Annotated in this window: 25 protein-coding genes and 1 pseudogene; 20 read left to right on the plus strand and 6 right to left on the minus strand. The window is 61.4% G+C overall.

What is annotated here, in order from left to right:
* Positions 1–20 precede the first annotated feature (20 nt).
* From AC3CB8_RS30220 to AC3CB8_RS30235, 4 genes are read left to right on the plus strand one after another with little or no spacing between them, the layout of a single operon-like run.
* Positions 21–1370 (plus strand): LLM class flavin-dependent oxidoreductase, encoded by a 1350-nt coding sequence (locus AC3CB8_RS30220; RefSeq protein WP_352726828.1) that lies wholly within the window; start codon positions 21–23, stop codon positions 1368–1370.
* 41 nt (positions 1371–1411) lie between these two features.
* On the plus strand, positions 1412–2260 hold the full coding sequence (locus tag AC3CB8_RS30225; protein WP_352726867.1) for an ABC transporter permease: 849 nt from the start codon (positions 1412–1414) through the stop codon (positions 2258–2260).
* Positions 2261–2314: 54 nt separating this feature from the next.
* Positions 2315–3313: an ABC transporter substrate-binding protein gene (locus AC3CB8_RS30230; RefSeq protein WP_352616682.1), complete on the plus strand. Its 999-nt coding sequence runs from the start codon at positions 2315–2317 to the stop codon at positions 3311–3313.
* Between the two features lie 26 nt (positions 3314–3339).
* Positions 3340–4104: an ABC transporter ATP-binding protein gene (locus tag AC3CB8_RS30235; protein WP_352726826.1), complete on the plus strand. Its 765-nt coding sequence runs from the start codon at positions 3340–3342 to the stop codon at positions 4102–4104.
* Positions 4105–4282: 178 nt separating this feature from the next.
* Here AC3CB8_RS30235 and AC3CB8_RS30240 read toward each other — a convergent pair whose 3' ends face one another.
* On the minus strand, positions 4283–4765 hold the full coding sequence (locus AC3CB8_RS30240) for an RES family NAD+ phosphorylase (protein ID WP_352726824.1): 483 nt from the start codon (positions 4763–4765) through the stop codon (positions 4283–4285).
* Complete coding sequence (locus tag AC3CB8_RS30245) at positions 4762–5193, minus strand: antitoxin Xre-like helix-turn-helix domain-containing protein (RefSeq protein ID WP_023755433.1); 432 nt, start codon at positions 5191–5193, stop codon at positions 4762–4764. Before AC3CB8_RS30245 ends, AC3CB8_RS30240 begins: the two co-directional genes overlap by 4 nt.
* Before the next feature lie 819 nt (positions 5194–6012).
* Between AC3CB8_RS30245 and AC3CB8_RS30250 the strand changes: the two genes are divergently transcribed.
* Together AC3CB8_RS30250 and AC3CB8_RS30255 are read left to right on the plus strand one after the other, a co-directional pair.
* On the plus strand, positions 6013–7251 hold the full coding sequence (locus AC3CB8_RS30250) for a DUF1173 family protein (protein WP_352726822.1): 1239 nt from the start codon (positions 6013–6015) through the stop codon (positions 7249–7251).
* 254 nt (positions 7252–7505) lie between these two features.
* Positions 7506–7790 carry a hypothetical protein gene (locus tag AC3CB8_RS30255; protein ID WP_352726820.1) on the plus strand — a complete coding sequence of 95 codons (285 nt, stop codon included), beginning with the start codon at positions 7506–7508 and terminating at the stop codon, positions 7788–7790.
* Here AC3CB8_RS30255 and AC3CB8_RS30260 read toward each other — a convergent pair.
* Together AC3CB8_RS30260 and AC3CB8_RS30265 are read right to left on the minus strand one after the other, a co-directional pair.
* Positions 7747–8346 (minus strand): thermonuclease family protein, encoded by a 600-nt coding sequence (locus AC3CB8_RS30260; protein ID WP_352726818.1) that lies wholly within the window; start codon positions 8344–8346, stop codon positions 7747–7749. The genes AC3CB8_RS30255 and AC3CB8_RS30260 overlap by 44 nt on opposite strands.
* Positions 8346–8879 (minus strand): hypothetical protein, encoded by a 534-nt coding sequence (locus AC3CB8_RS30265; protein WP_352726816.1) that lies wholly within the window; start codon positions 8877–8879, stop codon positions 8346–8348. The genes AC3CB8_RS30260 and AC3CB8_RS30265 overlap by 1 nt, the downstream gene beginning before the upstream one ends.
* Before the next feature lie 95 nt (positions 8880–8974).
* Here AC3CB8_RS30265 and AC3CB8_RS30270 point away from each other — a divergent pair, with 95 nt between their 5' ends.
* The 14 genes and pseudogenes from AC3CB8_RS30270 to AC3CB8_RS30335 all read left to right on the plus strand — a co-directional run bounded on the left by AC3CB8_RS30270 (position 8975) and on the right by AC3CB8_RS30335 (position 22830).
* Positions 8975–9829 carry a lytic transglycosylase domain-containing protein gene (locus tag AC3CB8_RS30270; RefSeq protein WP_032911436.1) on the plus strand — a complete coding sequence of 285 codons (855 nt, stop codon included), beginning with the start codon at positions 8975–8977 and terminating at the stop codon, positions 9827–9829.
* A gap of 12 nt (positions 9830–9841) precedes the next feature.
* Positions 9842–10150, plus strand: a complete 309-nt coding sequence (locus tag AC3CB8_RS30275; protein WP_352726814.1) for a TrbC/VirB2 family type IV secretion system protein — start codon at positions 9842–9844, stop codon at positions 10148–10150.
* A gap of 5 nt (positions 10151–10155) precedes the next feature.
* The gene (locus AC3CB8_RS30280; protein WP_023819753.1) at positions 10156–10464 is read left to right on the plus strand and encodes a VirB3 family type IV secretion system protein; all 309 of its coding nucleotides are present in this window, start codon (positions 10156–10158) and stop codon (positions 10462–10464) included.
* Positions 10465–10466: 2 nt separating this feature from the next.
* On the plus strand, positions 10467–12878 hold the full coding sequence (locus tag AC3CB8_RS30285; protein WP_352726812.1) for a VirB4 family type IV secretion/conjugal transfer ATPase: 2412 nt from the start codon (positions 10467–10469) through the stop codon (positions 12876–12878).
* Positions 12879–12934: 56 nt separating this feature from the next.
* Positions 12935–13756, plus strand: coding sequence for a hypothetical protein (locus tag AC3CB8_RS30290; protein ID WP_488377384.1), 822 nt, complete (start codon positions 12935–12937; stop codon positions 13754–13756).
* Between the two features lie 50 nt (positions 13757–13806).
* A complete protein-coding gene (locus AC3CB8_RS30295; protein ID WP_352726808.1) occupies positions 13807–14481 on the plus strand; it encodes a type IV secretion system protein in 675 nt (224 codons plus the stop codon).
* Positions 14482–14707: 226 nt separating this feature from the next.
* The gene (locus AC3CB8_RS30300; protein ID WP_352726806.1) at positions 14708–15778 is read left to right on the plus strand and encodes a TrbL/VirB6 family protein; all 1071 of its coding nucleotides are present in this window, start codon (positions 14708–14710) and stop codon (positions 15776–15778) included.
* 13 nt (positions 15779–15791) lie between these two features.
* Positions 15792–16523, plus strand: coding sequence for a VirB8 family type IV secretion system protein (locus tag AC3CB8_RS30305; RefSeq protein ID WP_352492034.1), 732 nt, complete (start codon positions 15792–15794; stop codon positions 16521–16523).
* Positions 16520–17356 carry a P-type conjugative transfer protein VirB9 gene (virB9, locus tag AC3CB8_RS30310; RefSeq protein ID WP_352726804.1) on the plus strand — a complete coding sequence of 279 codons (837 nt, stop codon included), beginning with the start codon at positions 16520–16522 and terminating at the stop codon, positions 17354–17356. Before AC3CB8_RS30305 ends, virB9 begins: the two co-directional genes overlap by 4 nt.
* Positions 17357–17363: 7 nt before the next feature.
* Entirely contained in the window at positions 17364–18698 is a 1335-nt protein-coding gene (gene virB10, locus AC3CB8_RS30315) for a type IV secretion system protein VirB10 (RefSeq protein WP_352726802.1), read from the plus strand.
* The gene (gene virB11 / locus AC3CB8_RS30320) at positions 18664–19710 is read left to right on the plus strand and encodes a P-type DNA transfer ATPase VirB11 (protein WP_023819761.1); all 1047 of its coding nucleotides are present in this window, start codon (positions 18664–18666) and stop codon (positions 19708–19710) included. The genes virB10 and virB11 overlap by 35 nt, the downstream gene beginning before the upstream one ends.
* Positions 19711–19774: 64 nt before the next feature.
* Positions 19775–22009 (plus strand): type IV secretory system conjugative DNA transfer family protein, encoded by a 2235-nt coding sequence (locus AC3CB8_RS30325; RefSeq protein WP_488377386.1) that lies wholly within the window; start codon positions 19775–19777, stop codon positions 22007–22009.
* Between the two features lie 217 nt (positions 22010–22226).
* Positions 22227–22552, plus strand: a pseudogene (locus AC3CB8_RS30330) (type II toxin-antitoxin system RelE/ParE family toxin).
* A complete protein-coding gene (locus AC3CB8_RS30335; protein ID WP_006205593.1) occupies positions 22549–22830 on the plus strand; it encodes a helix-turn-helix domain-containing protein in 282 nt (93 codons plus the stop codon). Before AC3CB8_RS30330 ends, AC3CB8_RS30335 begins: the two are co-directional and overlap by 4 nt.
* A gap of 133 nt (positions 22831–22963) precedes the next feature.
* Here AC3CB8_RS30335 and AC3CB8_RS30340 read toward each other — a convergent pair whose 3' ends face one another.
* Positions 22964–25234 (minus strand): relaxase/mobilization nuclease domain-containing protein, encoded by a 2271-nt coding sequence (locus AC3CB8_RS30340; protein ID WP_352726798.1) that lies wholly within the window; start codon positions 25232–25234, stop codon positions 22964–22966.
* Positions 25231–25641 carry a hypothetical protein gene (locus tag AC3CB8_RS30345; protein ID WP_352549330.1) on the minus strand — a complete coding sequence of 137 codons (411 nt, stop codon included), beginning with the start codon at positions 25639–25641 and terminating at the stop codon, positions 25231–25233. Before AC3CB8_RS30345 ends, AC3CB8_RS30340 begins: the two co-directional genes overlap by 4 nt.
* Positions 25642–25851: the final 210 nt, after the last annotated feature.

The raw sequence follows: 25851 nt of genomic DNA on the forward strand, positions 1-25851 counted from the left end.
CGACAAGAGGGAATTTGATAATGCCCAGACAGATCAAGCTTGGCGCCTTCCTGCCCGGCGGCGGCCAGCATATCGCCGCCTGGCGCCATCCAGACGCGCCGGCCGACGGCGCCACCAATTTCGAGTTCCACAAGCAGCTGGCGCTGACCGCCGAGCGCGGCCTGTTCGATGCCTTCTTCCTGGCCGACAACCTGACTGTCGGCCTCGGTGCCCGCGAAGGCGGCAACGCCAAGATCGCCGGCTTCGAGCCGGTGACGCTGTTTGCGGCGCTGGCGCCGCTGACCACGCATCTCGGCTTCATTGCCACGGCCTCGACCACCTATGAGGAGCCCTACACGCTGGCGCGCAAATTCGCGTCGCTCGACCTGTTGTCGAACGGCCGCGCCGGCTGGAACGTGGTGACCTCGGCCGGCGACGAAACGGCGCGCAATTTCAACCGCGACGTCCAGCCCAACCATGCCGAGCGTTATGCGCGGGCGCATGAGCATGTCGAGACGGTGAAGGCGCTGTGGGACAGCTGGGAGGATGACGCCTTCATCCGCGACAAGCAGTCGGGCCGCTTCTACGACAAGGACAAGCTGCACGACATCGACCACAAGGGCGAGCACTTCTCCGTCAAGGGCCCGCTCAACGTGCCGCGCCCGGTACAGGGACATCCGGTGGTAGTGCAGGCCGGGCAGTCCGAGGACGGACGCGGGCTTGCCGCCCATTCTGCGGAAGTCATCTTCACCGCCCATCAGAAGCTGGAAACGGCGCAGGAATTCTACCGCGACATCAAGGCCCGCGTGGCCGCTGTCGGCCGCGATCCCGACCAGGTGCTGATCATGCCGGGCGTAGCGCCCTTCGTCGGCCGCACCACGGAAGAAGCGCGCGCCAAATATCAGCAGTTGAACGACCTGATCCTGCCCGAGGATGGCGTCGCTTTGCTCAACGGGCTGGCTGGCCAGACGCTCGACATCAGGGGCTATCCGCTCGACGGCCCGCTGCCGCCGAGCAAGGAAACCGAAGGCATGAAGAGCCGCCAGGCGCTGATCCGCCAGATCGCCGACGAGCACAACTTCACCATCCGCCAGCTCTACCAATGGGTGGCGACGGCGCGCGGCCACTACACCATCGTCGGTAGCGCCACGGAGGTGGCCGACCTGCTGGAGGAGTGGTTCACCAGCGAGGCGGCCGACGGCTTCAACATCCTGCCGCCCTGGCTGCCCGGCGCACTCGACGACTTCGTCGACCTGGTCATCCCGGAGCTGCAGCGCCGCGGCCTGTTCCGCACGGCTTACGAAGGTCGGACGCTGCGCGAGAACCTTGGTCTCAGGCGGCCGGAAAACCCGTGGACATCAGCACGCTCGACCGTGCTGGCCGCCGAATAATCATCCGACGCGCCAACAATCTTCCAAGGAAGGGCAAGACGATGACTTTGCAGCACATCGAGCGGCCGATCACGATCGGCGCACGCCGCGGCGGAACAGGCGCAGACACTGACTTCCTGCGACCCGGCGGCCGGGCAGCCGTCCGTTTCCTGTCGCGCTACGGCGTTCTTCTAGGGTTCCTGGCGCTCTGGCAGGTGGCGAGCAGCGTCGGGTGGGTCAATGCCGCGGTGCTGCCGCCCGTCGACATGATTGCTGCCGCCCTGTGGAAGGGACTTGCCGGAGGCGTCTTGCTCGGCGACATCGCCATCAGCCTGCAGCGCGCCGGCATTGCCTTCGCTGCCGCCGTCGCGGTCGCCATTCCGCTTGGCCTGTTCATGGGCCAGGTGCGCGCTGTCGAAAACGCGCTCGACCCGATCCTGCAGCTGTTCCGGCAGACCTCGGCGCTGGCGCTCTATCCGGTGTTCATCCTGCTGCTGGGGTTGGGCGAAACCTCCAAGATCTTCGTCATCTTCTGGGCGACCTTGTTTCCGCTGCTGCTCAACACCACCAGCGGCGTCAAGGAGGTCGATCCAAAACTGCTCGAAATGGCGCGCGTCTATGGCGCGACGCGGCTCACCGTGTTTCGCCGCGTCGTGCTGCCGGGTGCCATTCCCTCGATCTTCGTTGGATTGAGGCTGAGCGCCACCACGGCGCTCTTGCTGCTGATCGCGTCTGAAATGATCGGCGCCAACAAGGGCATCGGCTTCCAGGTGATGAACGCGCAATACAATTTCCAGATCCCGCTGATGTTCGCGGCGATCGTCATCCTCGCCAGCCTCGGCCTGATCGCCAACCAGGCGCTGGTTGTCCTGCAGCGGCGGCTGTGCCGCTGGAGCAATCCCGTCAACTGACCAACCTTCTCAATCTAGGCCTGCCCCTCCTCTCGACTTAGGAAAGATCGGACCATGAAAATCACGCGTCGTTCCCTGCTTGCCGGTGCACCGCTTGCCGCCGGCATCATCGCCGCCGGCCTGCCCCGCTTCGCCTTTGCGCAAGCCGCATCCGTCAAATTCCGCTACCTTGCCAGCCGAGGCGGCATCTCTCCGCATGAGCTGGCCTACGAGCTTGGCTATTTCAAAGACCTCGGCATCGAACTGGAGAATGTCGGCTATGCAGCCGGCGGCCCGGAATCGCTGTTTGCGCTTTCCTCCGGCAGCGTCGACCTCGGTTCGGCCGCCACCGCCGCGGTGATCAACTCGATCTCCGGCGGCAACGACTTCGTCGCCGCCTATCCGAGCAACGGCATCAACAGGCAAGTCAAAAGCGTCTTCTACGTGCTCGAAGACAGCCCGATCAAATCGATCGCCGACATCGCCGGCAAGACCATCTCGGTCAACACGCTCGGCGCCCATCTCGACTATACGGTGCGCGAGGCCCTGCACAGCGTCGGCCTGCCGCCGGATGCCGCCAACCTTGTGGTCGTGCCCGGGCCGCAGCTCGAACAGACCTTGCGCTCGCGCCAGGTCGATATCGCCGGCCTCGGCTACTGGCAGGCGACCTTTGCCGGCGCGCTGGTCGCCAATGGCGGCGTGCGCGGCGTGTTCAACGACACCGACGTGCTGGGCGAACTCGCCGGCGGCTTTGTCGTCCTGCGGCGCGACTTCATTGCCGCCAACCCGGACGCGGCGCGCAACTTCGTCGAACAGTCCGCACGCGCCTCCGACTGGTCGCGGCAGAATCCGGACGAAGCCCGCAAGGTGCTCGCCGACATCCTCAACAAGCGCGGCGAAAATGGCGATCTCGCCCGCTACTGGACCGGCTTTGGCCTGCGCGAAGGCGCGCAAGCGACCGACCGCGACATCGATTTCTGGGTTGCCGTGCTCGAGCGCGACGGCCGCCTGGCCAAGGGCAAGCTGAAGGCCGCCGACATTCTGTACCGGCCCGGTGAAACCAAGACCAACTGAGAGCTGAGAAGGACTGGGAGCTGGACATGACGGGCACCAACCGCAGCGGAGAGGTCTCGATCCGCGACCTCTCCAAATCCTTCACGCTCGGCGGGCGCCAGCTTGCCGTGTTGAGGACGCTCAACCTCGACGTCCGTTCCGGTGAATGCCTGATCATCGTCGGCGCCAGCGGCTCGGGCAAGACCACGCTGCTGCGCATCCTCGCCGGGCTGGAGGCCGCCGACAGCGGCGGCGTCGCCATCGACGGCAAGCCGGTTCACGGCGTCGGCGCCGAGCGCGCGGTGATCTTCCAGGAACCGCGCCTGCTGCCCTGGCTGACCGTGCTCGGCAATGTCGCCTTCGGCCTCGAAGTGCGGGGCGTCGCGAAGGCGGACGCCGAGGAGAAGGCCCGCTTCTACATCGCGCTCGTCGGTCTCGCCGAATTCGCCGACGCCTTTCCCCGGCAGCTTTCCGGCGGCATGGCCCAGCGCGTCGGCATCGCCCGGGCGCTGACCGTGCAGCCGGAAATTCTCCTGCTCGACGAGCCGTTGGGAGCGCTGGACGCCATGACCAAGATCGGCATGCAGGAGGAACTGGCGCGCATCTGGAGCGAGGAGAACGTCACCATGGTGATGGTCACGCACGATCTGGAGGAGGCGATCTATCTGGCCGACCGCGTGCTGATCCTGCCCAGGGAGAAAGGCGGCGCTGCACGGTTGATCGATGTCGACCTGCCCCGCCCGCGCGACCGCAGTGAAAGCCGGTTCGTGCGCTACCGTGAAGAGTTGCTGCGCGAGTTTGGCCTGCACTGATGGAAGTGAACGGATTAGCCCATCTCTATTGGCCGGTGTGGTAACCCTGCGGGATGGGCAAGAAAAACCGCTGAGGAATGCTCAAGCGCGATCGGTCCTACGCATGAAACGCCGATATTTCAACGCTTTGAGCCATATGCGGTAGCTCTGGAATAGTAGGGACAGAAAGCCCCTCCCGTTACGCGCCAAACAGCCGCCGGTCCCAGTAGACAGGCTGGTGGAGACTCGTCTGGATCCTTGAAAACTCCGGATGCGCTGGATTGATCAGCACATTGCTATCGAGACGCGCCACGACGCTCGGCACCAGCAGGATGACGCTGCGCCGTTCTAAACACCAGGTTTCGCCAAATCTCTTGCTCACCGTCGCCGGCATCGTGTCCCAGCCGGGCAGTGACGGCTGGGAAAAGACCTCATAGCTCAGCCCGCGCGGGATTGTGATTTCGATGTAGTGCTGGTTGGGCGGCAGTCGGCCGCTGCCATGCACCAGCTTTTCCAGGAGGGCCGTCGAATAGTGCTCGCTCGTGTAGATGATAGGGCTTCCGGGCGTGTTCCATCGCCCTGGTGCGACTGTCGAGCCTGTCGCGTCGAAGATCGGGTAGGTGCCGGCCGGATCGCCGACACGAAAGGACAATAGGGTGCGATCGAGAGTCTGCGCCGTCACGCAGCACTGCCATACTTCAGACCTCCGAGGATATCGACCACCATTTCGGCGCCGAACTCGCTGAGGATAACGATGTCGATCGGCCGCTTGTCCTCAATCATCGGATGCGGCCGAAACAAGAAATCGCGTGCTTCCTCTTCGTTCTGCCAGACATCGACAGCAAGCCCCCAGACCCGCGCCACACGGGCCAATCGTGTGCCCTCATCCGACGACAGGCGATGCGCCGTCTTGCGCCGCTCGTAGGTTGCTTTGGGGATCAGCCGGTATTTGAACTGAGCATCTCCCGGGGCAACGAGATGGGCAACGCGCTCGACCACCCCAATGGGAAGTCCATTCTCGATCCGGGAGATCAGTCCGAATGGCGACCGCGCCGCCACCTCCTTAGCAGGCAGCCCCAACACGTCGGCTACATTTCCGAACGCCAGCATTCCACTCTCCATTCATGTGAGGTACAATATAGCCTCACATGATGCGCCCTGCAAGTCCCTGCGTCAGCGCGAACCGATCCGATCACCCAGCGATCCTTGCTGTCACGCGTAGCCTTTGGCGCCCGCCAGCAGCATCAATCCTACCGACACCTCGCCTGCGTAGCCCTTCGAAAAGCGCTAAGGCGGCGAGTGCGAACCGCCTTGGTCGCGAATGATTGACACCAGGAAAAACGCGTTTCCGCCAGCGCTGAACAAGGAAGCCCGGAAGAAAGAATGGCCGGGCTCGGATACGGCCCGGCCAAAGAAGGTTAAAGCCTTCAGGGAGGAAAACCGTCCGGTGGAAATGGGAGGAAACCATCGAACGATTTTACCTGTTTGATCTTATTTCAACGCGTTAGCGACGAATGGGATTCCAAAGAACATATAAAACGGCAAAAATTTGTGCGCCACATTACAGAACGTCACAAGCGCGCGGTTCCGGTCTTGAGAGGTCACCATAGTGGCGTAGCTTCGTCGCATCATCCGGCACGAGGACATGACCGCGTGCTCTTCATGCACGCCATCGATGAGACAGTCTAAGTCGACGGATTGTCATCATGCTTCACCATCCCAGGCGGATCACGCCGCGGACGGCTACATCGCCGCCACAGCCGCTGCTTGCGGCTCTATGGTCGCCTACCTGAAACATCAGCCCATTCGAGTCTGCTGGGTTAACCACTGTCAATCCATGGGAAGCATCGTTGAACCCAATGGGTTGAACGAAATATCGGTTCAATGATTTAATCATGAGGCGAACGATCTAAAGTCGGATGGCACCTTATGAGTGACTTTGCTATTCTGGGTCGCACGGTTGGCCCCCAGCACCCGGAAATCCAGACGCTCTTGCGTCAGGCGCGGGATCAGCAGGCTCGCGTCTTGTGTTTGTGTCGGCATCCCGGGGTGCCGATGTACATCGCCGCCGTCGGCGAGGAATTGATCATCAAGCGCATGCCGAACACCGGCAAGGACCATGCGGTCGACTGTGATCGCTATGAACTGCCCCTTGCACTGTCGGGAAAGGCGGAGATCCTGGGTCAAGCAATCATCGAGGATCCTGCATCGGAGGCGGCGCGGCTGAAGCTGGCCTTCGCACTGACACAAGGCAAGGCGCGACAGGGATCATCCGGCGAGGGGGCTTCCCACCATACTGTGAAGGCCGATCCGAAGAAGCTCACGCTGCGAGGCTTGCTCGACTATCTCTGGGAAGAGGCGGAGCTGACATTAATGGCACCCGGCTTTGTGGGAAAAAGAAATTGGGGGTTGGTCCGGAAATTTCTTTGGGGCGCGGCCGATGCGAAGTCGAGCCAGAAGTTCCAGTTGCGCGAGCTGCTGTTTATGCCGGCAATGTACTCCCCTGAGCACAAGGATCGCCTGGCAGCGGATCGGGAGCGGGCTTTCGCGGCGGCAGCCAAGGCGAAGCACAAGAAGATCGTGATCGGCATTGTGAAATCGCTCGATCCTGCCCGGTTTGGCGGCAAGCTGTCGATCAAGCATATGCCCGACGCGCAGCTCTTCATGGATGAGAAAATATTCAGGGCAGTGCCGAAGCGCTTCGCAGCAGAATTCGACCTGTGGCGACTGCACGAAAATTCGCACCTGATCACCATCGCAACGGTCATGCAGATGCCGTCCGGCATTCTGGCGATCGACGAAATCGGCTTTATGAACGTGACTGAGAGTTGGATTCCGTTTCAGCACAACGACGAAAAGGAATTGATCGAGGTCCTGACCGGGGAGCATCGGCGGTTTGTGAAAACGTTGCGCTACAACGTCGTGCCGTCGGTGCCCATGGCGTTCGGTCTTCTGACTGATGTTGACCAGCAGGGAACCGCGCTTTTTGTCGTACCGCACGATGCTAACGAGGCGGTACGGGCGGAATTCGACCATCTGATTTCAAGCTGCGAGCTCGAGACCTGGCGCTGGGACGCAAGCGGCCCCCGGCCGGCGCTACCGGGCAAACAGCAGCGGCTTTCGCCTCCGCCCGGCAGGCAGGCTTTGGAATATCGACCGAACAACTGAAAAGCCGAAGCGCGTGCGAGGCTGCAGCTGTAATTGGACCCAGCCAGGACATAAAAATCGTGAACAAGCGAAAGACAAGATGACGGCAATGATTCGATGCGGTTGGCGAGGGTCCGTGAGCGCGACGAAGCGCGGACGACGGCTGGCGCCCCCGTAGGGCAGGCTACGTCTGAGCTTGCGTCTGGCGCCGGCGTTTGCGCTGGAAGCGATCGTGGATCGGGGCCGTGACCAGGGAGTGCGAAAAGGAGAAAGCGATGCTGAAGAAATTCGACATGGATCCGGGAACGGGCATCGTCATAGCAACAGTCCTGATTTTGGTGCTGTCCGGCGCCCGGCTTTTGAACCAGTGGGACAGTCTATCGTTTTGGCGAGAGCCGGGGCTGGTCGCGGCTATTGTTATCGGATTGATTTCGGCGATTGCGCTTGCCGTCGCGTTCGTGGTTTGGCGATGGCCTCAGCAGAACGTACAGTATGATCCAACGCGCCGGGGACCAGTTATCGATTTGCAGGCGGATTCGAAGACTGACCAGCCTGGTTAGATGCGTTTCGGATATCGCGGAGGATGATGGCATTCGGATCGGGCACGTCGGCAAACTGCCACAGGCCAAGGTGCTGCTTTTTAGCGACCTCCTGCGCGACGATATAGGGAGCATGGACCGGAGCGCCGTTCGGAGTGACGGCCGCGAACGCCCAGCCGGTCGAGATCAGCGCCGTGCCGAGATCGATGCGAGAACCGGCCGCGGATCCTGAAGTAGGCTGTGCGACGCAAACGACGAAGCGCGTTTTGGTCGCGGTCTGCCAGGCGGCCGTGTAGCATTGAGGTTTGAGATCCCGGATGAGAGACACGAGCATTGCAAGGCTTGCCTCCCCGCAATCGACATGCCCCCCTGCCGCATTTGTGAAATATGTGCCTCGCAGGCAGGCTTGAACGCCATAGAGACGGTGGGTCTCACCGGCATAGGTCCAGGTGTCGCCGGTGCTGAACGATGCTGTGGCGGGGATCGGAAACCAGGGATTGGATTTGTCCTCGGCCAGTGCCGGAACACTGGCGAGGACGGCCGCGAGAATGCCGGCGGCGGCGAAGCCAGGTTTCATTATTGATACCTGCTCAGATTGAACCAGAACCGTTGTTTGCCGTCGGTCGTCGTGAGATCGAGATAGTTTGGCTCCGTCCTCTGCTCGCGCCGCGTCACGGCCGATGTTGGACGCGCACCGTAACCCGAACCTCTCGGGTAAGTGCCCCAAGAGGCATTCGTTGCATTCCGCGCAGCACAGAAAGCGCCGTTATTGTCGGGCTTGTAGACAGTTTGTGAGCGAGAGCTGTTGTCGCTCCCGCTCGATTCCGTCTCGGGCGAGACGGCGATCGTGCCGTCTGGGCAGGGTTTGAATTTCTCATATCCGATACGACCGGAACTGCCGGCCTCGGTGCACTGGGGCCAGGGCTTCCCATGCGCGACCATACGGAAAGCGCGCTCGACCGGGGGCACACATTCCCCGACGCTCGCCCAACCCTGCGGGTTGAGGATGCACAGCAAGACCTTGCAGCCAAAATCATCAGCATGGGCCGGCGCCGCCGACAAAACCGACAAGGTCGGCAAAAACGCCACAACGGGAAGAACCTTGCTCATTTTCATTGTGTCCGCCTCAATTTCGCGATTGCAGTTCATCGAGTCATTGTATTAATTAAGCATTCCAGGATCGGCAACGGCGCAGGACTATTTTAATGATTCGATCCCGCAAAACGGTGTTGGCAGCGGGTGCGATCCTGGTGACGTGCCAAGCGGCGTCTGCACAGGAAGCTTCGCAAAGATTCCAGGACCGCGTTACGACTCCCGCCACCAGCGTTAATGCTGCCGTCGACGTGAATGGCCGGGTGATGCCGGCCTACCAGGTTGAGAGCCAGGGCGTGCAGCGGGTCGGTGCGCCGGGCGACGCTGACAGCGCGGCCGCTACGGTGACACCGACCTTGGCTGACAACCCCTGCCCCGGCGTCGCTGCCCTGTCGAAGGAAGAAGGACAGCGGATCGTCGAAACGGTCGCGCGCGAGCAAGGCTTTGCCCCGCCCCTCGCCCTCGCGGTTGCCCGGGCCGAAAGCCGCTTCAATTCCGGTGCGCTATCGCCCAAAGGGGCCTACGGCCTGATGCAGCTTCTGCCGTCCACGGCGGCAAGCTACGGGGTCGATATCTGCGATCCCGCGGATAATGTGAAAGGTGGGATCGGCTTTCTGCGGGATCTGCATCGCAAATTTCCGAACCCGATATACATGCTCGCCGCCTACAATGCCGGCGAGATCGCGGTTCTCAAATACAAGGGCGTCCCGCCCTACCCCGAGACGATTGGCTATGTCGCCAACGTCATCAACGATTTCTACCAATGGCCATCGGTCGGGTCTGAGGCGGTGATGCCCGCAGGGGCGGTAAGCCTTGACCCGGCCGGTGCTCAACCGGCTGCGGCCGGCGCAGAGGATCAACGAAATGATCCGACACCCCGCGCCAACTCCCGCAATGGCAGCACAATGACGTCTCGCGAAGCGACGGCGCCGGTCTGGCAGGGCGGTATGGTGCAAAACTTTGACTGAGGAGAAGCTTTGATGACTTTGTGGAAGATGTTTGCTGCACGCAGCACTGGTGTGGCGATGCCGCTCATGCTCTTCGCAACGCAGGCGATGGCCGGGGGCGGAAATCTCCAGCCGGTGCAAAGCACGCTGCAGACGCTGGTGCAGACCTTGACCGGTCCGATTGCGACAGCCTTGGCCGTTCTGTTCTGCATTTTCATGGGCTTCATGGCCTGGGCGGCACGCCTGTCATGGTTTGTGGCCGGAAGCTGGGTGTTGGGTATCGTGCTGGTCTTCGGCTCGGCCCAGATCGTCGAATTCTTTCAATCCGCGGTCGGCAGGTGATCGGCATGGCAGACGGCCGGATCGATCCTGGCGAGCCCAAATTGTTGATCACTCCGCTGGTCAAGGGCTTGACCCGAGCGCCGACGGTGCTCGGCATTCCCTACGAGCTTGCGGGGTTCATCGGCGTGCTGACCGCTGTCGTGTTCCTTGCAACCCATAATCTGGTCATGCTCTCTATCTGCGTGCCGCTCTATGCGGTTGCCAGGATCGCGATCATGCGCGATCCCATGTTCATCGAGATCATGTTCATCCGTTCACGCAAGACGCCGCCCCGAAGCGCCAGCTTCTGGGGTGCGCGCAGTTATCGGGTGTGACCGTGGCGATCGCACGGGCTCTTCGCAATGAACTGAGTTTCGGGGCCGTGTCTCGTCGGGAGAACCCGGTTTCGGCCCATATACCCTATTCGCGGCATGTGTCCGACGAGGTGATCAAGACGCAGGACGGCATGTTGATGTCCTTCGTTCACATGAGCGGACTGTGCTTCGAGACGATCGATATCGCCGAGATCAATTCGCGCCTGCTCGGCCGCAACGATCTCATCCGGGGTTTGGCGAATTCCCGCTATGCGATCTACTCGCATATCGTGCGCCGCGAGGTGAAGCCCGCGATCGAGTCGAGCTTCGAAAACAAGTTCTGCCAAGAGCTGGACCAGCGCTATACGGCGGCCCTGCGCACCCAGCGCATGTTTGTGAACGATATCTACCTGACCATCGTGCGGCGCGAGCTGCAAGGCACGGTCGGGACGGCGGATCTCGTGATCCGCAAGCTTTTGGGACGAAGGGCTGCGGATGGTCGCTCTTCGAGCGAGGAGCGGGCGCTGATCGAACTCACGGACGTGATGAAAGCCGTCCGAGAGAGCCTGCAGGCTTATGGCGCGCGGGTTCTCACCGTCGTCAAGCGCAGTGACGTTTGGCATTCCGAGCCGCTGGAATTCCTGGTGCAGCTCGTCAATGGCGGATTTCCGCGGCCGATGGCACTGCCGCGCATGAAACTCGCGGAGGCGCTAGCGACAAAGCGGCTGTTCTTCGGCCCGAATGCGCTGGAAATTCGCGGGGCGTTCCCTGGCGAAACGCGATACGGGGCCATCATTTCGGTAGGCGAGTACCCCTCGATCACGGGACCGGGGATGCTCAACCCCATGCTGAAGGTGCCGCACGAATTCATCGTCACGCAATCCTTCGCCATCATCGACAAGCCCCAGGCGCTGACCCAGATGGAGCGGGTCGGGCGCAAGATCGACATGTCGGATGAAGCCGGCTCGATCGTGGCCGATCAACTCGGTGAAGCGCGCGATGAGCTTCTCTCCTCGGAAGCGCTCTATGGCTTGCATCATCTGACGGTGCTGTGCCTCGGGAAAACCATGGACGACGTGGCGCGCTGCGTGACCGACGTCGGCACCGCGCTGACGGAGGTGTCCGCCCTGTGGGTTCGCGAGGACCTGAATTGTGAACCTGCGTTCTGGGCCACCCTGCCTGGCAATTTCGCCTATGTGGCGCGCAAGTCGATGATCTCATCGAAGAACATGGCGGGCTTCTCCGCCTTTCATAACTATCCGAGCGGCCGGACTGGCGCGGTGCATTGGGGAACGCCGATAAGCGTTCTCGAGACGACGTCGCAAACGGCCTACTTCTTCAACTTCCATGTTCGAGACCTCGGCAACTTCACTCTGAACGGCCCCTCGGGCTCGGGCAAGACGGTGCTGCTCGGCTTTCTCGCGGCACAGGCGCAGCGCATCACGCCGCGCCCCAAGCTGGTGATGATCGACAAGGACCGCGGCCTGGATATCTTTGTGCGGTCGCTTGGCGGCCGCTATGAGGTTTTGAAGGCCGGCGAGCCTTCCGGCTTCAATCCGTTGCGCCTGCCCGATACGCCGCGCAACCGGGAATTCCTCTTCCAGCTTTTCAGCTTCATGCTGCGTCGATCCGACGGACACGCCCACTCGACGCGCGAGGAGCAAGTCATCCGCAACGCGATCGCCCAGGTGGCGAGCGCGCCGCCGGAAGGTCGAACCATGGAGGAGTTCGCCGAGCTGTTGCGCGGTGCGATGCGCGCCGGCGATGACGATCTCTATTCGCGCTTGCAGCCATGGATGAGGCCCGATCAGCGCGGTTGGTTGTTCAACAACGCGGAAGACTCGTTTTCGATGTCGTCCATTTTCGGCTTCGACATGACGAGCGTGTTGAGCGACGCAACGACCAGCACGGCGGCCTTGCTCTATATCTTCCATCGCATCGAGGAGCTGCTTGACGGGCAACCGGTCATGATCTTCCTCGATGAAGGCTGGAAGCTGCTGGACAATGATATTTTCAGCTACTTCATCAAGGACAAGCTGAAAACCATTCGTAAGCTGAATGGCATCGTTGGCTTCGGCACGCAGTCAGCGGCGGACATTGTGAAGTCATCGATCGCCAACACGCTGATCGAACAGACGCCGACCAATATTTTTTTCCCCAACCCGAAGGCCGACGAGGAATCGCACAGGGCGTTCGGGCTGTCGGAGCGCGAGATCAAATGGATCCGCGAAACCCCGCCCGAAGCCCGCAAATTCCTGATCAAGCATGATCAGGACAGCGTCATTGCGCGCCTCAATCTGGGCGCGATGCCTGACGCGATCAAGATCCTCTCCGGTCGAATTGAGACGGTTCAGGAGCTCGACGCGCTACGCGCGCGCGTCGGCGACGATCCGCAGGTTTGGTTGCCAATCTTTCTTGGGAGGGACCCGGAATGAAGACCATTATGGGCACGACGGCCGCCCTTGTGACGATTTTCGCGGGATCGACGGCCATGGCGGCCGTGCCGGTTTCTGACAGCCCTATTCTGTCGCAGCGGAGCGAGGACAAGGCCGACAAGGTTCAGATCAAGCTCATCCAGGCGGACACCAAGTCCGCCACGCAGGGCGTCAATTGCTCGGTAACGACACCCAAAAAGGCGCAGAACGTGAAGAGCCCGAAGGCTTCGGTCGATCCGGCGAGTGGCCGGGCGTCCTTGGAAGAGGCCAATCCGGACATCAAGGGCTCTTCGGCGTTCGACTCGACCGGGTCGGGATCGGGCGCTATCGGCGGCAATGCCGGCGAAAGGGGCCAGTTGGATATCACCGGTCAGGTTCTCGGCGGCATGAATGGCAGCATGTCAACGGTGGCCCCCAATAGGCAGTCCTTCGAGACCATGGGTCAGGATATCGGGACTGACAAAACGGTCATGGAAGCCTTCGACCGCAACAGCGCAATCCGCGCCCAAGGCGGGCTGAGCTTCAACGAGGTGATCCAGGCGACAGGCTTCTTCGCCCAAGCTTTCAACGTGCGCAACATCGGCACTGCCACACTGACAAGTCGGGGATCCTCCGGCCTGGTGGTGCCCACTCCCGCGTACCCGCCGCCTGGTTCGGGTGGCTCGACAAGCTGTCCCGGGGCTACGAGCGGCGGCGGCACGGCCGGCAACCCGTGCTGCCCGTCGACGGACGGCACATGCACGGCGCCGCGCACGACCGACACGGTTGAAAACGTCTCGCCCGTGCTTTCGCAAATCCAAAGGGACGCGAACCGCGCTCCCGTGACAATGACGACCGACGAGCTGATGTCGGCCGTCAAGCAATATCAGGGTCAATAGGAGAAAGCGCTATGCGTGGAATTCCGTTAACAGCGGCACTCTTGCTTGGCTTGGGCGGCATCGCCTTTGCGCAGGTGCCTACGATCGACGAGGCCAATCTGGAACAGGCTCGGCAGATTGCATCGGCCACGAGCGAGATCCTCAGCACCGACCGCAACATCATGAACTATACACAAAAGACGCTGCAGGCAGTCACGGGCGACCGGTCGAGCCAAGCCGGCCAGCTCGCGCAGATGGCCTTGGGCAATGGCGGCTTCTCCATGGGGGACGCGCCTTCGCTTGGTAGCGTGATCTCGGGCGGCTCGTTGTCGTTCGCCGGCCTCGGCAATGGATCGCAGGGCATCGTTTCGAACATGATCAATGGCTTGCAGCTGGTGAGAACCATTTCGGGCCTGATCAATGGCCAGACGACGCAGATGGATAAGAACTACAGCGCCCTGGTGAACGTCGCGGCCACGGTCACCGGACTGGTGGACTCCTCGCAAAATGGGGTGAAGACCCGTTCCAGCGCTTTTCAGTCGGGCGCTCAACGGATCGGCACGGCGCAGGACATCAAGGGCTCGATCGATCAGAACAGCCAGATCATGGTGCAAACGGGTCTGACCGTGAACGAGCTGATCGGCGCGGTGAACACAGCTACGGCAGCCGCCAACCAGGAAAACATCGATCGTATGAACCTGATCACCCAGGCCTCGCGGGGGCTCGAATACAAGTCCGGCCAATGACGGTGCGCTTTCTTCTATCAGCGGCCGCCATCATTGGCGCTGTCGCCACCTCCGGGTGCGGCCACAAGCCGCTCAAGGCTCCATGCTCGCGCGACGAGGGACCGATGCAGCCGATGGCGTTCGCGGCGCCTGAACCAAGAACAGGAGCGAAGAAGCCATTCGAGTGCGGTCCGATGAAGGCACTCAATAGCGATCCATCTTTGTTTCCAGGTGGGACGGCGAAAAAATGAACTTCAATATCACGACGCTTCTGCAGCAGGTCGACAAGTTCGGCAATAACTATGTATCGCAAGCCTACCAGAACCTTGCGTCGGCCCTGACCGGCGGGGGACAGGTGGGTGTCGCCGGCCTGATGCTGACGCTGTACGTGATATTCTGGGCCATCAGCATCTGGCAGGGAACCTCGACCGGATCGGGAAAAGAGATGGTCTGGCGCCTGTTCCGCGCCTTCGTCATCTACGCTCTGGCGACGAGCTGGGGGGACTTTCAAACATATGCCTATTCGTTCGCGAATGAGACACCTTCCGCGATCGGGAACAGCCTTCTGACGAGCGTTTCGGCCAATGTGACCGGGACATCGGCCGGGCTGAACTCCGTCAACTCCGTGCAGACGACCCTGCAAAACATCTGGGATTCGCTCGCCAATTCCACCTCCGCCTTTATCAAGAGCCTTGGCGTGTTGAACTTCGGCGGCTACGTACTGGCGGCGATCATCCTTGTCGTCGGCGCGCTGCTCATCGGCTATGCGATCTTCCTCATCATCCTGTCGAAGATCTTTCTTTGGCTTTTGCTGGCGCTCGCCCCAGTGTTCATCATTCTTATGCTGTTCGGCTACACGACCCGGTTCTTTGCCGGCTGGATAACCGCGATCGTGCAGTACATGTGCGTGCAGATTCTGGTCTACGCCTTCTGTGCCTTCTTCATCTCGATCACCCAGACCTATTTCGACGCGGTCAACCGGTCGAATGGTGCTGCGACAACGACCTTGACCGAAGCCGCGCCGCTGATCCTGATCTGCCTCGTCGGCGTGCTGCTGCTGTCGCAAATCACCAACGTTGCCGCCTCGCTCGCGGGCGGAATTGGTATTGGAACGCCTTCGTTTGGGCGCTTCTACGGCGGCGCCTTCGCAGCGATGGGCCAAGCCGGTCAGCGCAGGCTGATGGGACGCTTGGGCTGGAGCACGCGGCAGGAACGGCTGGCGGGTCGCGAGCGGGCACGCGTGAGCCTCGCACAGAGAAGGTATGAGAATTCAGCGGAATATGCACGGCTTTCCCGAAAGCTGACGGATCCCGCATAGGTTTGGGGCACCAATGAGCGATGTGAAGGAAAGCGCTGGGGGACCGGCGAAGGAAACCGAGTCTCCCTTGCCGTACTACGTGGATGCGGCAATCTGGGAAAAAGATATCGCGCGGCGCAATCGCTGGTCGCGATCTCTGGCGTGGTGTGTGGCAAGCGTCGCCTCGGTCATTGCCGTTGCAGCGGTGGGCGCGCTGATCCTTGCGCTTCCGCTCAAGACTTATGAGCCCTACATGGTGGTGGTCGACAAATCCACCGGGTTTGTCGAGGTCAAGCGGCCGCTGGCCGACGGGCCTTTGCAGCAGGACGAGTCGATGGGGATGTTCGATATCGTCCGTTATGTGAAGGCCCGCGAGACCTACGATCCGAAGGCGCTTAAGGACAACTTCGATCTCGCGCAATTGCTGAGCGCCGGCGATGCCTCGAGGGAGCTCGTCGAGCTTTTCAGCCCGGCAAACAAGGTGACGAACCCGGTCGTGCTCTATGGGCGAAACACCGTCGTGGCTGTGACCGTGAAGTCCGTGACATTTCCTAACCAGAGGACCGCCCTGGTCCGGTTCATGACGGAGGAAAAGAGCCAGGCGAACACCGTGCAGCGGCATTGGGTGTCGTTGATCCGGTTCCGCTACACCGGCGTGCCGGCCAAAAACGAGATCCGCTTTCAAAATCCCCTCGGCTTCCAGGTGCTCGAATATCGGCGCGATCAGGAGACGGCGCCGGCACCCACCGCGGAGACACCGCAATGAAGATTGCCGGCATCCTGATGGCAATCGGGCTCGGCGTTTGCGCGGTTCACCCGGCTCTTGCCGAACAGACCCCTCGGGCGGGATCTCGTGACAGTCGCATTCGCTTCGTCTGGTATCAAAAGGACGATGTGGTGTCGGTGCCGGCCAGCTACGGCGCCTCGACCATGATCGAATTCGGCGATGACGAGAAAATCGAAACCCTCGGCGCTGGCGACGTCCCGGCCTGGAGCATCGAGCCCAACAAGAAGGGCAATGTGCTGTTTGTGAAGCCGATCGAGAAGAATGCGGGCGGGAATCTCAACGTCCTGACCAACAAGCGCAGCTATGTGTTCTTCCTCAACGGCGAGTTTCGGCCAGTTGCGCAACAGGTCTATGCGATCAAGTTCCGCTATCCCGAAGAGGCGTCGGACGCGGCGCTGATGGACGAAGCCCGGACCCGGGCGGCACAGCCGAACCGGCATGGTTTCAAGGCCGAAAACGCCAACTCGTCCTATGCCTATAAGGGGTCGTCGGCAAATAAGCCGCTCGTGATCTACGACGACGGCGTGAAGACCTGGTTCCGCTTCGATCCGGCAAGGGAAGTGCCGGCGATCTATGTCGTCGACAGCGAGCGCAATGAGACGCTTGTGAATTATCGCCGCGAGGGCGCGTACATCGTCGTCGACAAGGTCAATTACCAATGGACGCTGCGCAATGGCAACGAAGCAACCTGCGTCTTCAATCTGAGACTGAACAATGTGAACGAACCGACCGGGCTTGAACCTTACGAGCCGCAGCGTGTCGGCGGTGGGACTGTTCGGAAAGTGAGGGGGCCTGATGCCATCTCCCAATGAGTACAGAATGCTCGCCGAGGAAGGCACGGCGGTCGCCCCGCCAAAATTCGGGGCGACCACATTCTTCAAGATCGTGGTGCCGCTGGGTGCGGTGGTCTTCGCCGGCTGGATGATCTATGCGGCGACGCGTGCGCCAGACAAGCCGCTGTTGACGGCGTCGGATGGCGAGGAGTTTCACACCACACAGTTTCCCGCACCGGGGCTCGATACGCCGCGTCCTCAGCTTGATAACGGGACCCTGAAAATTCCGACGGCTCCCGAGGAGCCGCCGGCGGCGCTGGCACAGCCGCCGTCGACGGTCGAGGCTCCGCCTCCCCCTCCACCAGCCTTGCAACCGCCTGCAGCTCCACCACAGGTGCAGGATGATTCCGAGGCCCGTCGTCTGGCTGAGGAAGAACGGCGCAGGCAAGAAGAAGAGGAACGCCGCAAATGGGAGCGCTTGCGCGCCAAGCAGCTCGTCGTCGATAGCGGCGATGCGCCTGGCAGTGCGTCAGCATTTGGCGGCAATGGTACGGATGCAGCGGCGGCCGGAAACGCCGGCGAGGGCGAGGAGGACCCCAATCGGCGTTTTTTGGCAAGGGCGAGCCAGAGCGGAGCGGATACATCGAAAGCCACGATGAACCCGCGCACGGACGCTCTGGTCGCCCAAGGGACGATGATCAAAGGCGTGCTCGAGACCGCGATCCAGAGCGATCTTGCCGGTATGGTTCGGGCCGTCGTGTCGGAGGATGTGTGGTCGTTCGACGGTCGCAGGGTTTTGATCCCCGCTGGCTCCCGCCTTATCGGTGAATATCGCAGTGGCCTCGCAACCGGCCAAACGCGGGTGTTCATAGTGTGGACACGCCTGCTTCGATCGGACGGCATGTCGGTGCAGCTCGGCTCGACCGGCACCGACGAGCTCGGTCGCAGCGGCATGCCGGGTGAGGTCGACAACCATTATTTCGAGCGGTTTGGCTCGGCGATCCTTCTAAGTGTCGTGGGCGGTGCGACGCAATTCATCGCCAACCTTGGCAACGACCAGAATGGGTCGAACACCAGCCAGGCCTACACGGACCCGCAGACCGGACAGACGGTGACAATCCAGACGCAGCCCAACCAATACCTGCAGAGCGCCCGCCAGATCGGCGCGCAACAGGTCTCGCAAAGCCTCAACCGCATTGCCGAAGAGGCGCTTCGAAATTCGATCAATATCGCGCCCACGATCCATGTCGATCAGGGGTCGCGCATCATGGTGTTCGTCCGCCGGGACCTCGATTTTTCGGAGTTCTATCCGGACCCGGTACGCGAGGCGTTGAGGGAGATACGACGTGAGCGGGCAGCAAAGAACCGTCTTTCTAAATAAGGCGCTGGAGCCGGTGCGGCGCTGGCTCGACGACGATCGCGTGGTCGAAATCTGTGCAAACGGGCCTGGGCTTGTGTGGGTCGAAATTGTTGGCTCGACACATATGGAGCCCTTCGACGTCCCCGAGCTCGACCGCGCCGCGATCACTTACCTCATGGAACGTATAGCGGCATCATCCTCCCAATCGATCAGCGAGGAAAATCCCTTGCTTTCGGCCGCCCTCCCCGGCGGCGAACGCTTCCAGGGCGTGCTTGCGCCGGCGACGCCGACAGGAGGCGCCTTCGCGATCCGCAAGCAGGTCGTGAAGGATATGCGCCTTGATGATTACCGGAAGCGGGGGTCGTTCGATACGATCTCCGTCCAGGATCCCGGCGAATTGAGCGAGACCGACAGCGCCCTTTGCGAATATCTCGACGCCGGCAAGATCGAGGATTTCCTCCGCCTGGCCGTGCGGGAACGGTATTCGATCTTGCTTTCAGGAGGCACATCGTCGGGCAAAACGACGTTTCTGAACGCAATATTGCACGAGGTGCCTTCGGATGAGCGGATCCTCACCATTGAGGATACGCGAGAGGTTAAACCACACCAGCCCAACTATCTGCCCCTCGTCGCATCAAAGGGCGACCAGGGCCTGGCGCACGTGACCGTTGAAACGCTGCTGCAAGCCGCCATGCGGTTGCGGCCGGATCGAATCTTCCTGGGCGAGATCCGGGGAGCGGAAGCCTATTCGTTCTTGCGCGCCGTCAACACAGGTCATCCCGGATCGATCACGACGATCCATGCGGACAGCCCGACCGGTGCGTTTGAGCAGCTAGCATTGATGGTCATGCAGGCTGGGCTTGGGCTGAGCAAGGCAGAGATCATCGATTACGTGCGGTCGGTCCTGCCGATTGTGATCCAACAAACGCGCCGGGGCGGCTGGCGCGGAACTTCGGCGATCTGGTTCAACCGCATGACCGAATGGAGAGCCGCCAGAAAGGTTCCCCAGAATGTCTCGCGTATTCGCTTATAGGCTTCTCCTCGGCCTCATCGGCCTCGCCGCCTTCTTTGCCCTTTGGAGCCTGGCCTACGAGCTGGTGGCGACATGGCGGTGGACTCCCGCGCTGCCCTCTGAAGGCGCCTCGCGCTGGGGGCTTCTAAAATACCAGAACGCGCAACGCAGCCTAAGCGGCCTGTTCGTTGCCTGGCAGCATTTCAGCCAGCGCCTAGCCTATCATCCCACGCAGGGCGAGACGATCATCCGGGGCGTGATCGCGGTCGCGGTTGTCGTGGCGATCGGCGTCGGCCTGGTCTTTGCAAGCCTGATCAACCGCAAGCCAAAGCACTACGGCAATGCGCGGTTCGGCACGATCATGGACGCCGAAAGGAAAAACCTGCTGGCAAAGCAAGGCTTGATCCTCGGCAACATGGGTGGGGCGACGATCCGCTCGGACGAGCCCGCGCACGTCCTGGTGGTCGGGCCGACCCGATCCGGCAAGGGCGTCAGCTTTGTCATTCCGAACGGTTACATGTGGCGAGGATCCTCGGTGTGGTTCGATCCGAAGCGGGAGAACTTCGAGGCGTTCGGTGCGCATCGGCAGGCTCTCGGCGATAAGGTCTTTTTCTTTTCGCCCGGCGAGCAGGATTCGCATCGCTATAATCCGCTGGATTTCATCCGGCGCGATGCGCGCATGCCGACGGACTGCGCGGTGGTCTCCTCCTTCATCATCCCCGACGCGACAGGAAGTTCCGAGATCTGGGCGCGCGCCGGCCGGCAGCTGCTTTCGGCCATGATCGGCTATGTGCTGACGTCACCACGCTATGAGGGGCAGCGTCATTTACGCGCCGTCGCGATGCTTCTTTCGACCGGCGTGGATTTTCTCAGGGTGCTGACGAATATCCGCAATGACGAGGAAAAATATCTGCCTTCGTGGGTCGTGCACGGGCTCAACCAGTTCATTGCGCTGGAAAAGGAAACGCGAAACTCAGCCTACTTCAACCTGACGGCGGCTCTCAACCCCTGGACCAATGATCTCGTTGCAGCCGCTACGGCGTCGACCGATTTCGATATCTCGAAGTTTCGCAAGGACCCGACGGCTCTCTTCATCGGCTGCTCGGTGGCGCAGCTCGACGTGTTCCGGCCCATCATCAAACTCCTGGTTCAGCAAATCCATGATGTGCTGATGGCTTCCTCGCCAGGCCCGGACGAGCCCTATCAGGTCCTGGTGATGATCGACGAGTTTCGCCAGCTCGGCAAAATGGAGTCTATCGTTTCCAAGCTGGCGATCAACGCGGGCTATGGCTTTCGCATGGTCCTGATCCTGCAGGATCTAGCCCAGCTTGACGAAGTCTATGGAAAAGCGACGCGGCACACCACGGTGACCGCGTGTCAGGTGAAGCTTTTCATCCGCATGAACGACGTGGAGACCTCGGAACATGTCTCTGTAATGCTGGGGCCGACCACGATCGAGGTGCCCACACCGATCATCAGGGCTGGTCAAGGTATATTTGGTGGCCGAGACAAGAGTTTAAGTTATCAGGAAAGGCCGTTCCGAACGGCGGCGGAGCTTCGGCAACTGCCGGCGAAGCAGGCCGTGGTTCTGGGCTCGAGCCCCCCTGGTTTCATGGTGCGCAAGATCACCTATTATAAGGACGCTCCCTATAAAGCGACCTACCAGGAATTTCGGCACCGACGCCTGAAAGTGCCGCCTCTCTCCCGATGGCAGGATCTTCCGCTGCGCTCCATGGCGGAGGTCGAAGCGGCGGCTAACAACGCGCCGGCCGCACCTTTCGAGTTGGGGGAACCCGATACCGTCGAAGCGCCGGTTTCGGGCGATACAGCGTATGCCGATGCGGTGCCGTGTGCGACTGCGGCTGAACGGGCTGATCCCGTCGCGTTAAAGCCGAAAGCAAAGAGCGACAGCGCGGACGCACCACAGGTGCTGCCAAGCTCAGGCCTTCCAACGGTCGGTGAGGCTGAAGCAAAGAGCGAGGTCGCCGCTGAAGTTCCGGAGTTGAAGTCGAAGCGGGCCGATCAGACAGCTGATGATGCGCCGCGGCCGCTTCCCACCCTTGGCCGGCGATCGGCGCCGGCAGCATCAAAGACGTCCGACCCGAGTGCGTCTGAAGGCAAGGCGAGTGTCTTGCGATTCCAAGTCCGGCCGGGAAACAAGTCCACGTCGATCGCCGCACTGCTCGCATCGCTCGATGAGGAAGTAGAGGCCGGCGCTCGTTCCCTGTCACCGTCAGTGGACAGCGGAGATGTCGACGGGGGACCGTCAGCCGCTCTTGAGGCGCTGCAGGATCAAATTAGACGTCACGGCGATCGCTAGGACGTGAAATTTAGTTACAAATGCGCGATTTGTGCCTTCGGTGCCTATGTCGGGTGGTGAGAACAAGACGAAGCGTTCCCAATCGATGGCAGGCGCATCGAACCTTTTCGTTGCGGCTCCCGGTTCTTGGTGGGGACGTGAGCTGATTGCTGGTCCGTAAAATGCGATTGATTGTCACCCTAGCCAACCTGTATCAAAATCGATACAGCGCACCCCGATGAAGGTGATTGAATGGCTTGGAAGCAGCAGGGCGGATGTTCCAGCGTTTCCTGACGATGCGCGGATAGAGGCGCCGGCTGACAGCTCGAACTTGTCCAGCGCGGCGACGATCCCGAGGACTGGAAACCTCTGCAGATCGTGGGGGGCGGCGTCAGGCAAATCAGGGTTCGGGAGGCATCGGGAGCGTTCCGCGTCATCTATCTGGCAACGCTGGAGGACCGCGTTTTGGTGCTTCATGCGTTCCAGAAGAAGACACAGGCCACATCCAAGAAAGACCTCGATCTGGCGGCTCAACGGCTAAAACGATGGAAGGCAGAACGATGAACGTAGAAATCTATGAGAACGTCTGGGACGCCCTGGCGGACACCGAACAGGAGGCAGCAAATCTCAAGGCGCGCTCGGCGCTGCTCTACGAGATCCGTAAGGCAGTCCAGCGTTGGGGCATTCCCCAGGAGGAAGCCGCCAAGCGGCTCGGCCTGACGCGCCCTCGTATCAATGATCTGCTGCGCGGCAAGCTCGCCAAGTTCTCGCTTGACGCGCTCGTCAACATCGCCGCCTCCGCTCACCTGGATATAGAAATCCGGGTGAAGGAGGTTGCATAATCACGAGGTGTCAAATCTCGTCTTTCCTTCGGAGTACATCTTGCGTTTGGACGCGAGCGTGTGCCGAACCGAGCCGCTGCCAGAGCCCGGCTTAGGGAGCAACGAGCCCACGCAGTGGTGCATGACGAGGCAACTACTGCTTTTGCGGCTTTTGTGAATCCGGCTCTTCGCCTTCGACTGCAGCGGTGTTGATGCTCCTCGACTGCAGGCGCTGCAGTTCTTCGAGCCGTTCGCCTTTGACGATCTCGGGATCAAGCCGCTCGTTGGGATTCTGTGCCAGTGATCGCGCGGCTTCGCTTGCGGCTTGTGCCTCGCGGGCTTCCTTCGCAGCGATGCTTTCGGCGTTGCGCACCATTTCGCGGTGTTGCGCAACCTGCTCAAGCGAGGTCGGATCAGCCGATCCGGCTCGTTCGTCGCGGATCTCCTGCTCGATGGCGCGATTACGGATCTCGCGAGCGCGATCGGCCTCAAGCCGCTCAGCGGCCTCGATCTCCTGGGCGCGATGGATCAAAGCTTCGGCGCGCGCGCCGGCAATCCGATGGGCCTGGTCTTCGCTGACATGCGTGACGCCACCTTCCTGCAGGGATTTGAGATCCGTCCGGATCGCAAGCAGTTCCATGGTGGGCGCTGCGCGCCGTAAGAACTCCGCTTTCGTCTGGCCGTTCATCATGGCCGCTGTCTTGTTAACGGTCTCGTTGATCTGTTTTAGGTTTTCCCGCATCTGGTCCGCGGTGGCATCTGAACTCATTTGAACACCCTTTCCATCTCGAATAGCAACCACAACAGTACCGGATCGGAAAGCTTGCGTCATCCGATCAATGAATTGACTCGCTATCGCGTTATCCGGGCGGGAAGCAGCAACCGAGTGCCAATCCCGAAGGCTTGCCTGGGTGGCCTGCAGCTGGCGCGCCGAAGTCGGAATCTTTATCGGGTTGGCCCTCGCGTAGTCGATCCGCTGGCGGGCTTTCTCGATGACGTGCGGGTTTGCACCGGCGTAGGCGCGGTCACGCGCCTCCCTGCCCGGCCGCGGCTTTTCGGCCGTGGCCACAATCGCCTTGTCGCGCGGGCCATAGCTTTGTGATGACGCTCGATAGGCCGCGGAGGTCGCGACGATTTTCATGCCCTGCGCTTGTGCGTGCTGGGCATAGAGCGCGCGCCATTCGCGAAGCTGGGCCGGACCTGGTCGCAAGCGCTCACCATCCTCACCCTTCACCGCAACAATGGCGTGGACATGAATATGACCGCCCTCCTCCGCCATATCGGCATGCATGCCGAAGGCGAATTTGTGATTGGGGAACAGCTCATGCAGGAACCCACGCGCGGCCCTCACCAGAGCTTGCCTGTCCTCGCCCGCCTTGGCCGACAGGATCATGTGCATGGTGTCGCGAGGCTTGTAGGAATTCAGGGTCTTGTCCCAGGACTGCGCGGTCTGCCGAACCGCCTGCTCAGACGCGATCGCGGCGCCGTCGGCGCCGATCGCCGCTCTGTCATGGCTAAGGCGCGCGAGCTGGAACACGACACCGGCTTTGCCGTGGCTGGGCTCCCCAATTGGTTTCACCGAAACGGTATCCTCCTTGACCCCAAGCGCCTCGGAGATCCGCGAGGCGATCATGGCCCGGGTCGGTGCCGAGAACTGGCGATCCTGCTGGCGTCGATCCGAAAAGTGAAACCGATGCTTCACCTTGTCGTCCCCGTTCTCACCCCGCACGACGCTGTGTCCGGCCATGGTTGCGACGACGCGCGCGACGCTCGATCCGTCCTGCAGTGTGTCGATACGATAGGCGAAACCGTGGCCGGCGAAACCTGCCTGAACTGCCTGTGAAAGGCGCTCGGCATTCTCCTGCCCTCCCAGCGAAAGCCGAAACGTCGCCACATCCTCGCTCTCCCGCCGCTTGTCGAAACCCTTGCCCCACTGTTTCATTTCCTCGGCAACAGCTTCCTGCGTTGCCAGGATACGCGCGTCATGCGTCTCGAGCGCGACACCCTCCTTCTGGATATATTGACCGATGGCGGCTGCCCTTGTGACGCCATGCCCGTAGGAAATCACCTTCAGAACGGCCGGCTGATACCCGGCCGCCAGCCTGTCGGCGGCGGCCCTCGGCGCAGGTCCGCCGGCGAGCTTCCGTCGCTTCGCTGGCAGGGCGAGGTTTAGGCGCCCGGCTTTACCGCGCGGCGGCTCCAGCTGCCCGGGAGACGAGCGCGGCACGGCCGGTTCCGGTGGCTGGCTTGCCCCGAGACCGCCCTCCCCCTTCCGGCCGCGAACCGTCTTGAACAACCAATCATCGTCATTTCCAGCAAAGGACAACAGGGCCCGACGCCGGCGCTTGCGGTTCTCTTCTTCAAAAGCCGCGCTCGCGCGAATCCGATCGGCTATGGCTTGTATGGAAGACTGGTCGAGGTTCACGCGCCCTCACCATCCATCAGATGCGCCGCCTTCCGAAGTTTCAGGCCATGGGCGATCGTCATCGCCGTCAATTCGGCGTCGACGGCTTTCACCCTCTCATCCAGCGCTTCCCATATCGGCAACGCCGCCTCCATGGGGGCAGCGTGGCCGGAATGAATGGCATGGAGAAGCTGGCTGAGGTTTCGGCCGACCATCCGAACTTGTGAGGCCAACGCCGCGACAGTGCGTGAATTCTCAGCTGACAGAGCGGGACCGACATCCAGGCTGGCCCGGATAATGCGCCGCAACGTCTCCGCCCGGTCAAGCTGGAACACCTTGCAGGCCTCATCCAGGAGCGCGCCCGCCTCCGGCCCAATATCGATCCGAGAGCGCTTTCGGGTGTCCTTGTGGGCGGCGCTGGTGTCCAAAAATTCCTCGCTATGGCGGATGGGCCTCACGTCGCAGACGGTCCAGGTCGAAGCGAAGCGACGACCTGCTCAGCCAATTTGGACCCAAATTGCGTATCTTGTCAATTCAATACGAAACATTATACTGACTCACTGACACATTGATCTAGAACCGATCGTGCATCCTGGGACATTGCACCGATGTGCAAATTCATATTATCACACAGACAC

Source organism: Mesorhizobium sp. P160927 (assembly GCF_057766385.1).

Excerpts from the sequence above, each read along its gene's own strand:
- AC3CB8_RS30220 (WP_352726828.1), top strand. The coding sequence starts at position 21 with ATGCCCAGACAGATCAAGCTTGGCGCCTTCCTGCCCGGCGGCGGCCAG.
- AC3CB8_RS30225 (WP_352726867.1), top strand. The coding sequence starts at position 1,412 with ATGACTTTGCAGCACATCGAGCGGCCGATCACGATCGGCGCACGCCGC.
- AC3CB8_RS30230 (WP_352616682.1), top strand. The coding sequence starts at position 2,315 with ATGAAAATCACGCGTCGTTCCCTGCTTGCCGGTGCACCGCTTGCCGCC.
- AC3CB8_RS30235 (WP_352726826.1), top strand. The coding sequence starts at position 3,340 with ATGACGGGCACCAACCGCAGCGGAGAGGTCTCGATCCGCGACCTCTCC.
- AC3CB8_RS30245 (WP_023755433.1), bottom strand. The coding sequence starts at position 5,193 with ATGCTGGCGTTCGGAAATGTAGCCGACGTGTTGGGGCTGCCTGCTAAG.
- AC3CB8_RS30250 (WP_352726822.1), top strand. The coding sequence starts at position 6,013 with ATGAGTGACTTTGCTATTCTGGGTCGCACGGTTGGCCCCCAGCACCCG.
- AC3CB8_RS30255 (WP_352726820.1), top strand. The coding sequence starts at position 7,506 with ATGCTGAAGAAATTCGACATGGATCCGGGAACGGGCATCGTCATAGCA.
- AC3CB8_RS30260 (WP_352726818.1), bottom strand. The coding sequence starts at position 8,346 with ATGAAACCTGGCTTCGCCGCCGCCGGCATTCTCGCGGCCGTCCTCGCC.
- AC3CB8_RS30265 (WP_352726816.1), bottom strand. The coding sequence starts at position 8,879 with ATGAGCAAGGTTCTTCCCGTTGTGGCGTTTTTGCCGACCTTGTCGGTT.
- AC3CB8_RS30270 (WP_032911436.1), top strand. The coding sequence starts at position 8,975 with ATGATTCGATCCCGCAAAACGGTGTTGGCAGCGGGTGCGATCCTGGTG.
- AC3CB8_RS30275 (WP_352726814.1), top strand. The coding sequence starts at position 9,842 with ATGACTTTGTGGAAGATGTTTGCTGCACGCAGCACTGGTGTGGCGATG.
- AC3CB8_RS30280 (WP_023819753.1), top strand. The coding sequence starts at position 10,156 with ATGGCAGACGGCCGGATCGATCCTGGCGAGCCCAAATTGTTGATCACT.
- AC3CB8_RS30290 (WP_488377384.1), top strand. The coding sequence starts at position 12,935 with ATGGCGGCCGTGCCGGTTTCTGACAGCCCTATTCTGTCGCAGCGGAGC.
- AC3CB8_RS30300 (WP_352726806.1), top strand. The coding sequence starts at position 14,708 with ATGAACTTCAATATCACGACGCTTCTGCAGCAGGTCGACAAGTTCGGC.
- AC3CB8_RS30305 (WP_352492034.1), top strand. The coding sequence starts at position 15,792 with ATGAGCGATGTGAAGGAAAGCGCTGGGGGACCGGCGAAGGAAACCGAG.
- virB9 (WP_352726804.1), top strand. The coding sequence starts at position 16,520 with ATGAAGATTGCCGGCATCCTGATGGCAATCGGGCTCGGCGTTTGCGCG.
- virB10 (WP_352726802.1), top strand. The coding sequence starts at position 17,364 with ATGCTCGCCGAGGAAGGCACGGCGGTCGCCCCGCCAAAATTCGGGGCG.
- AC3CB8_RS30335 (WP_006205593.1), top strand. The coding sequence starts at position 22,549 with ATGAACGTAGAAATCTATGAGAACGTCTGGGACGCCCTGGCGGACACC.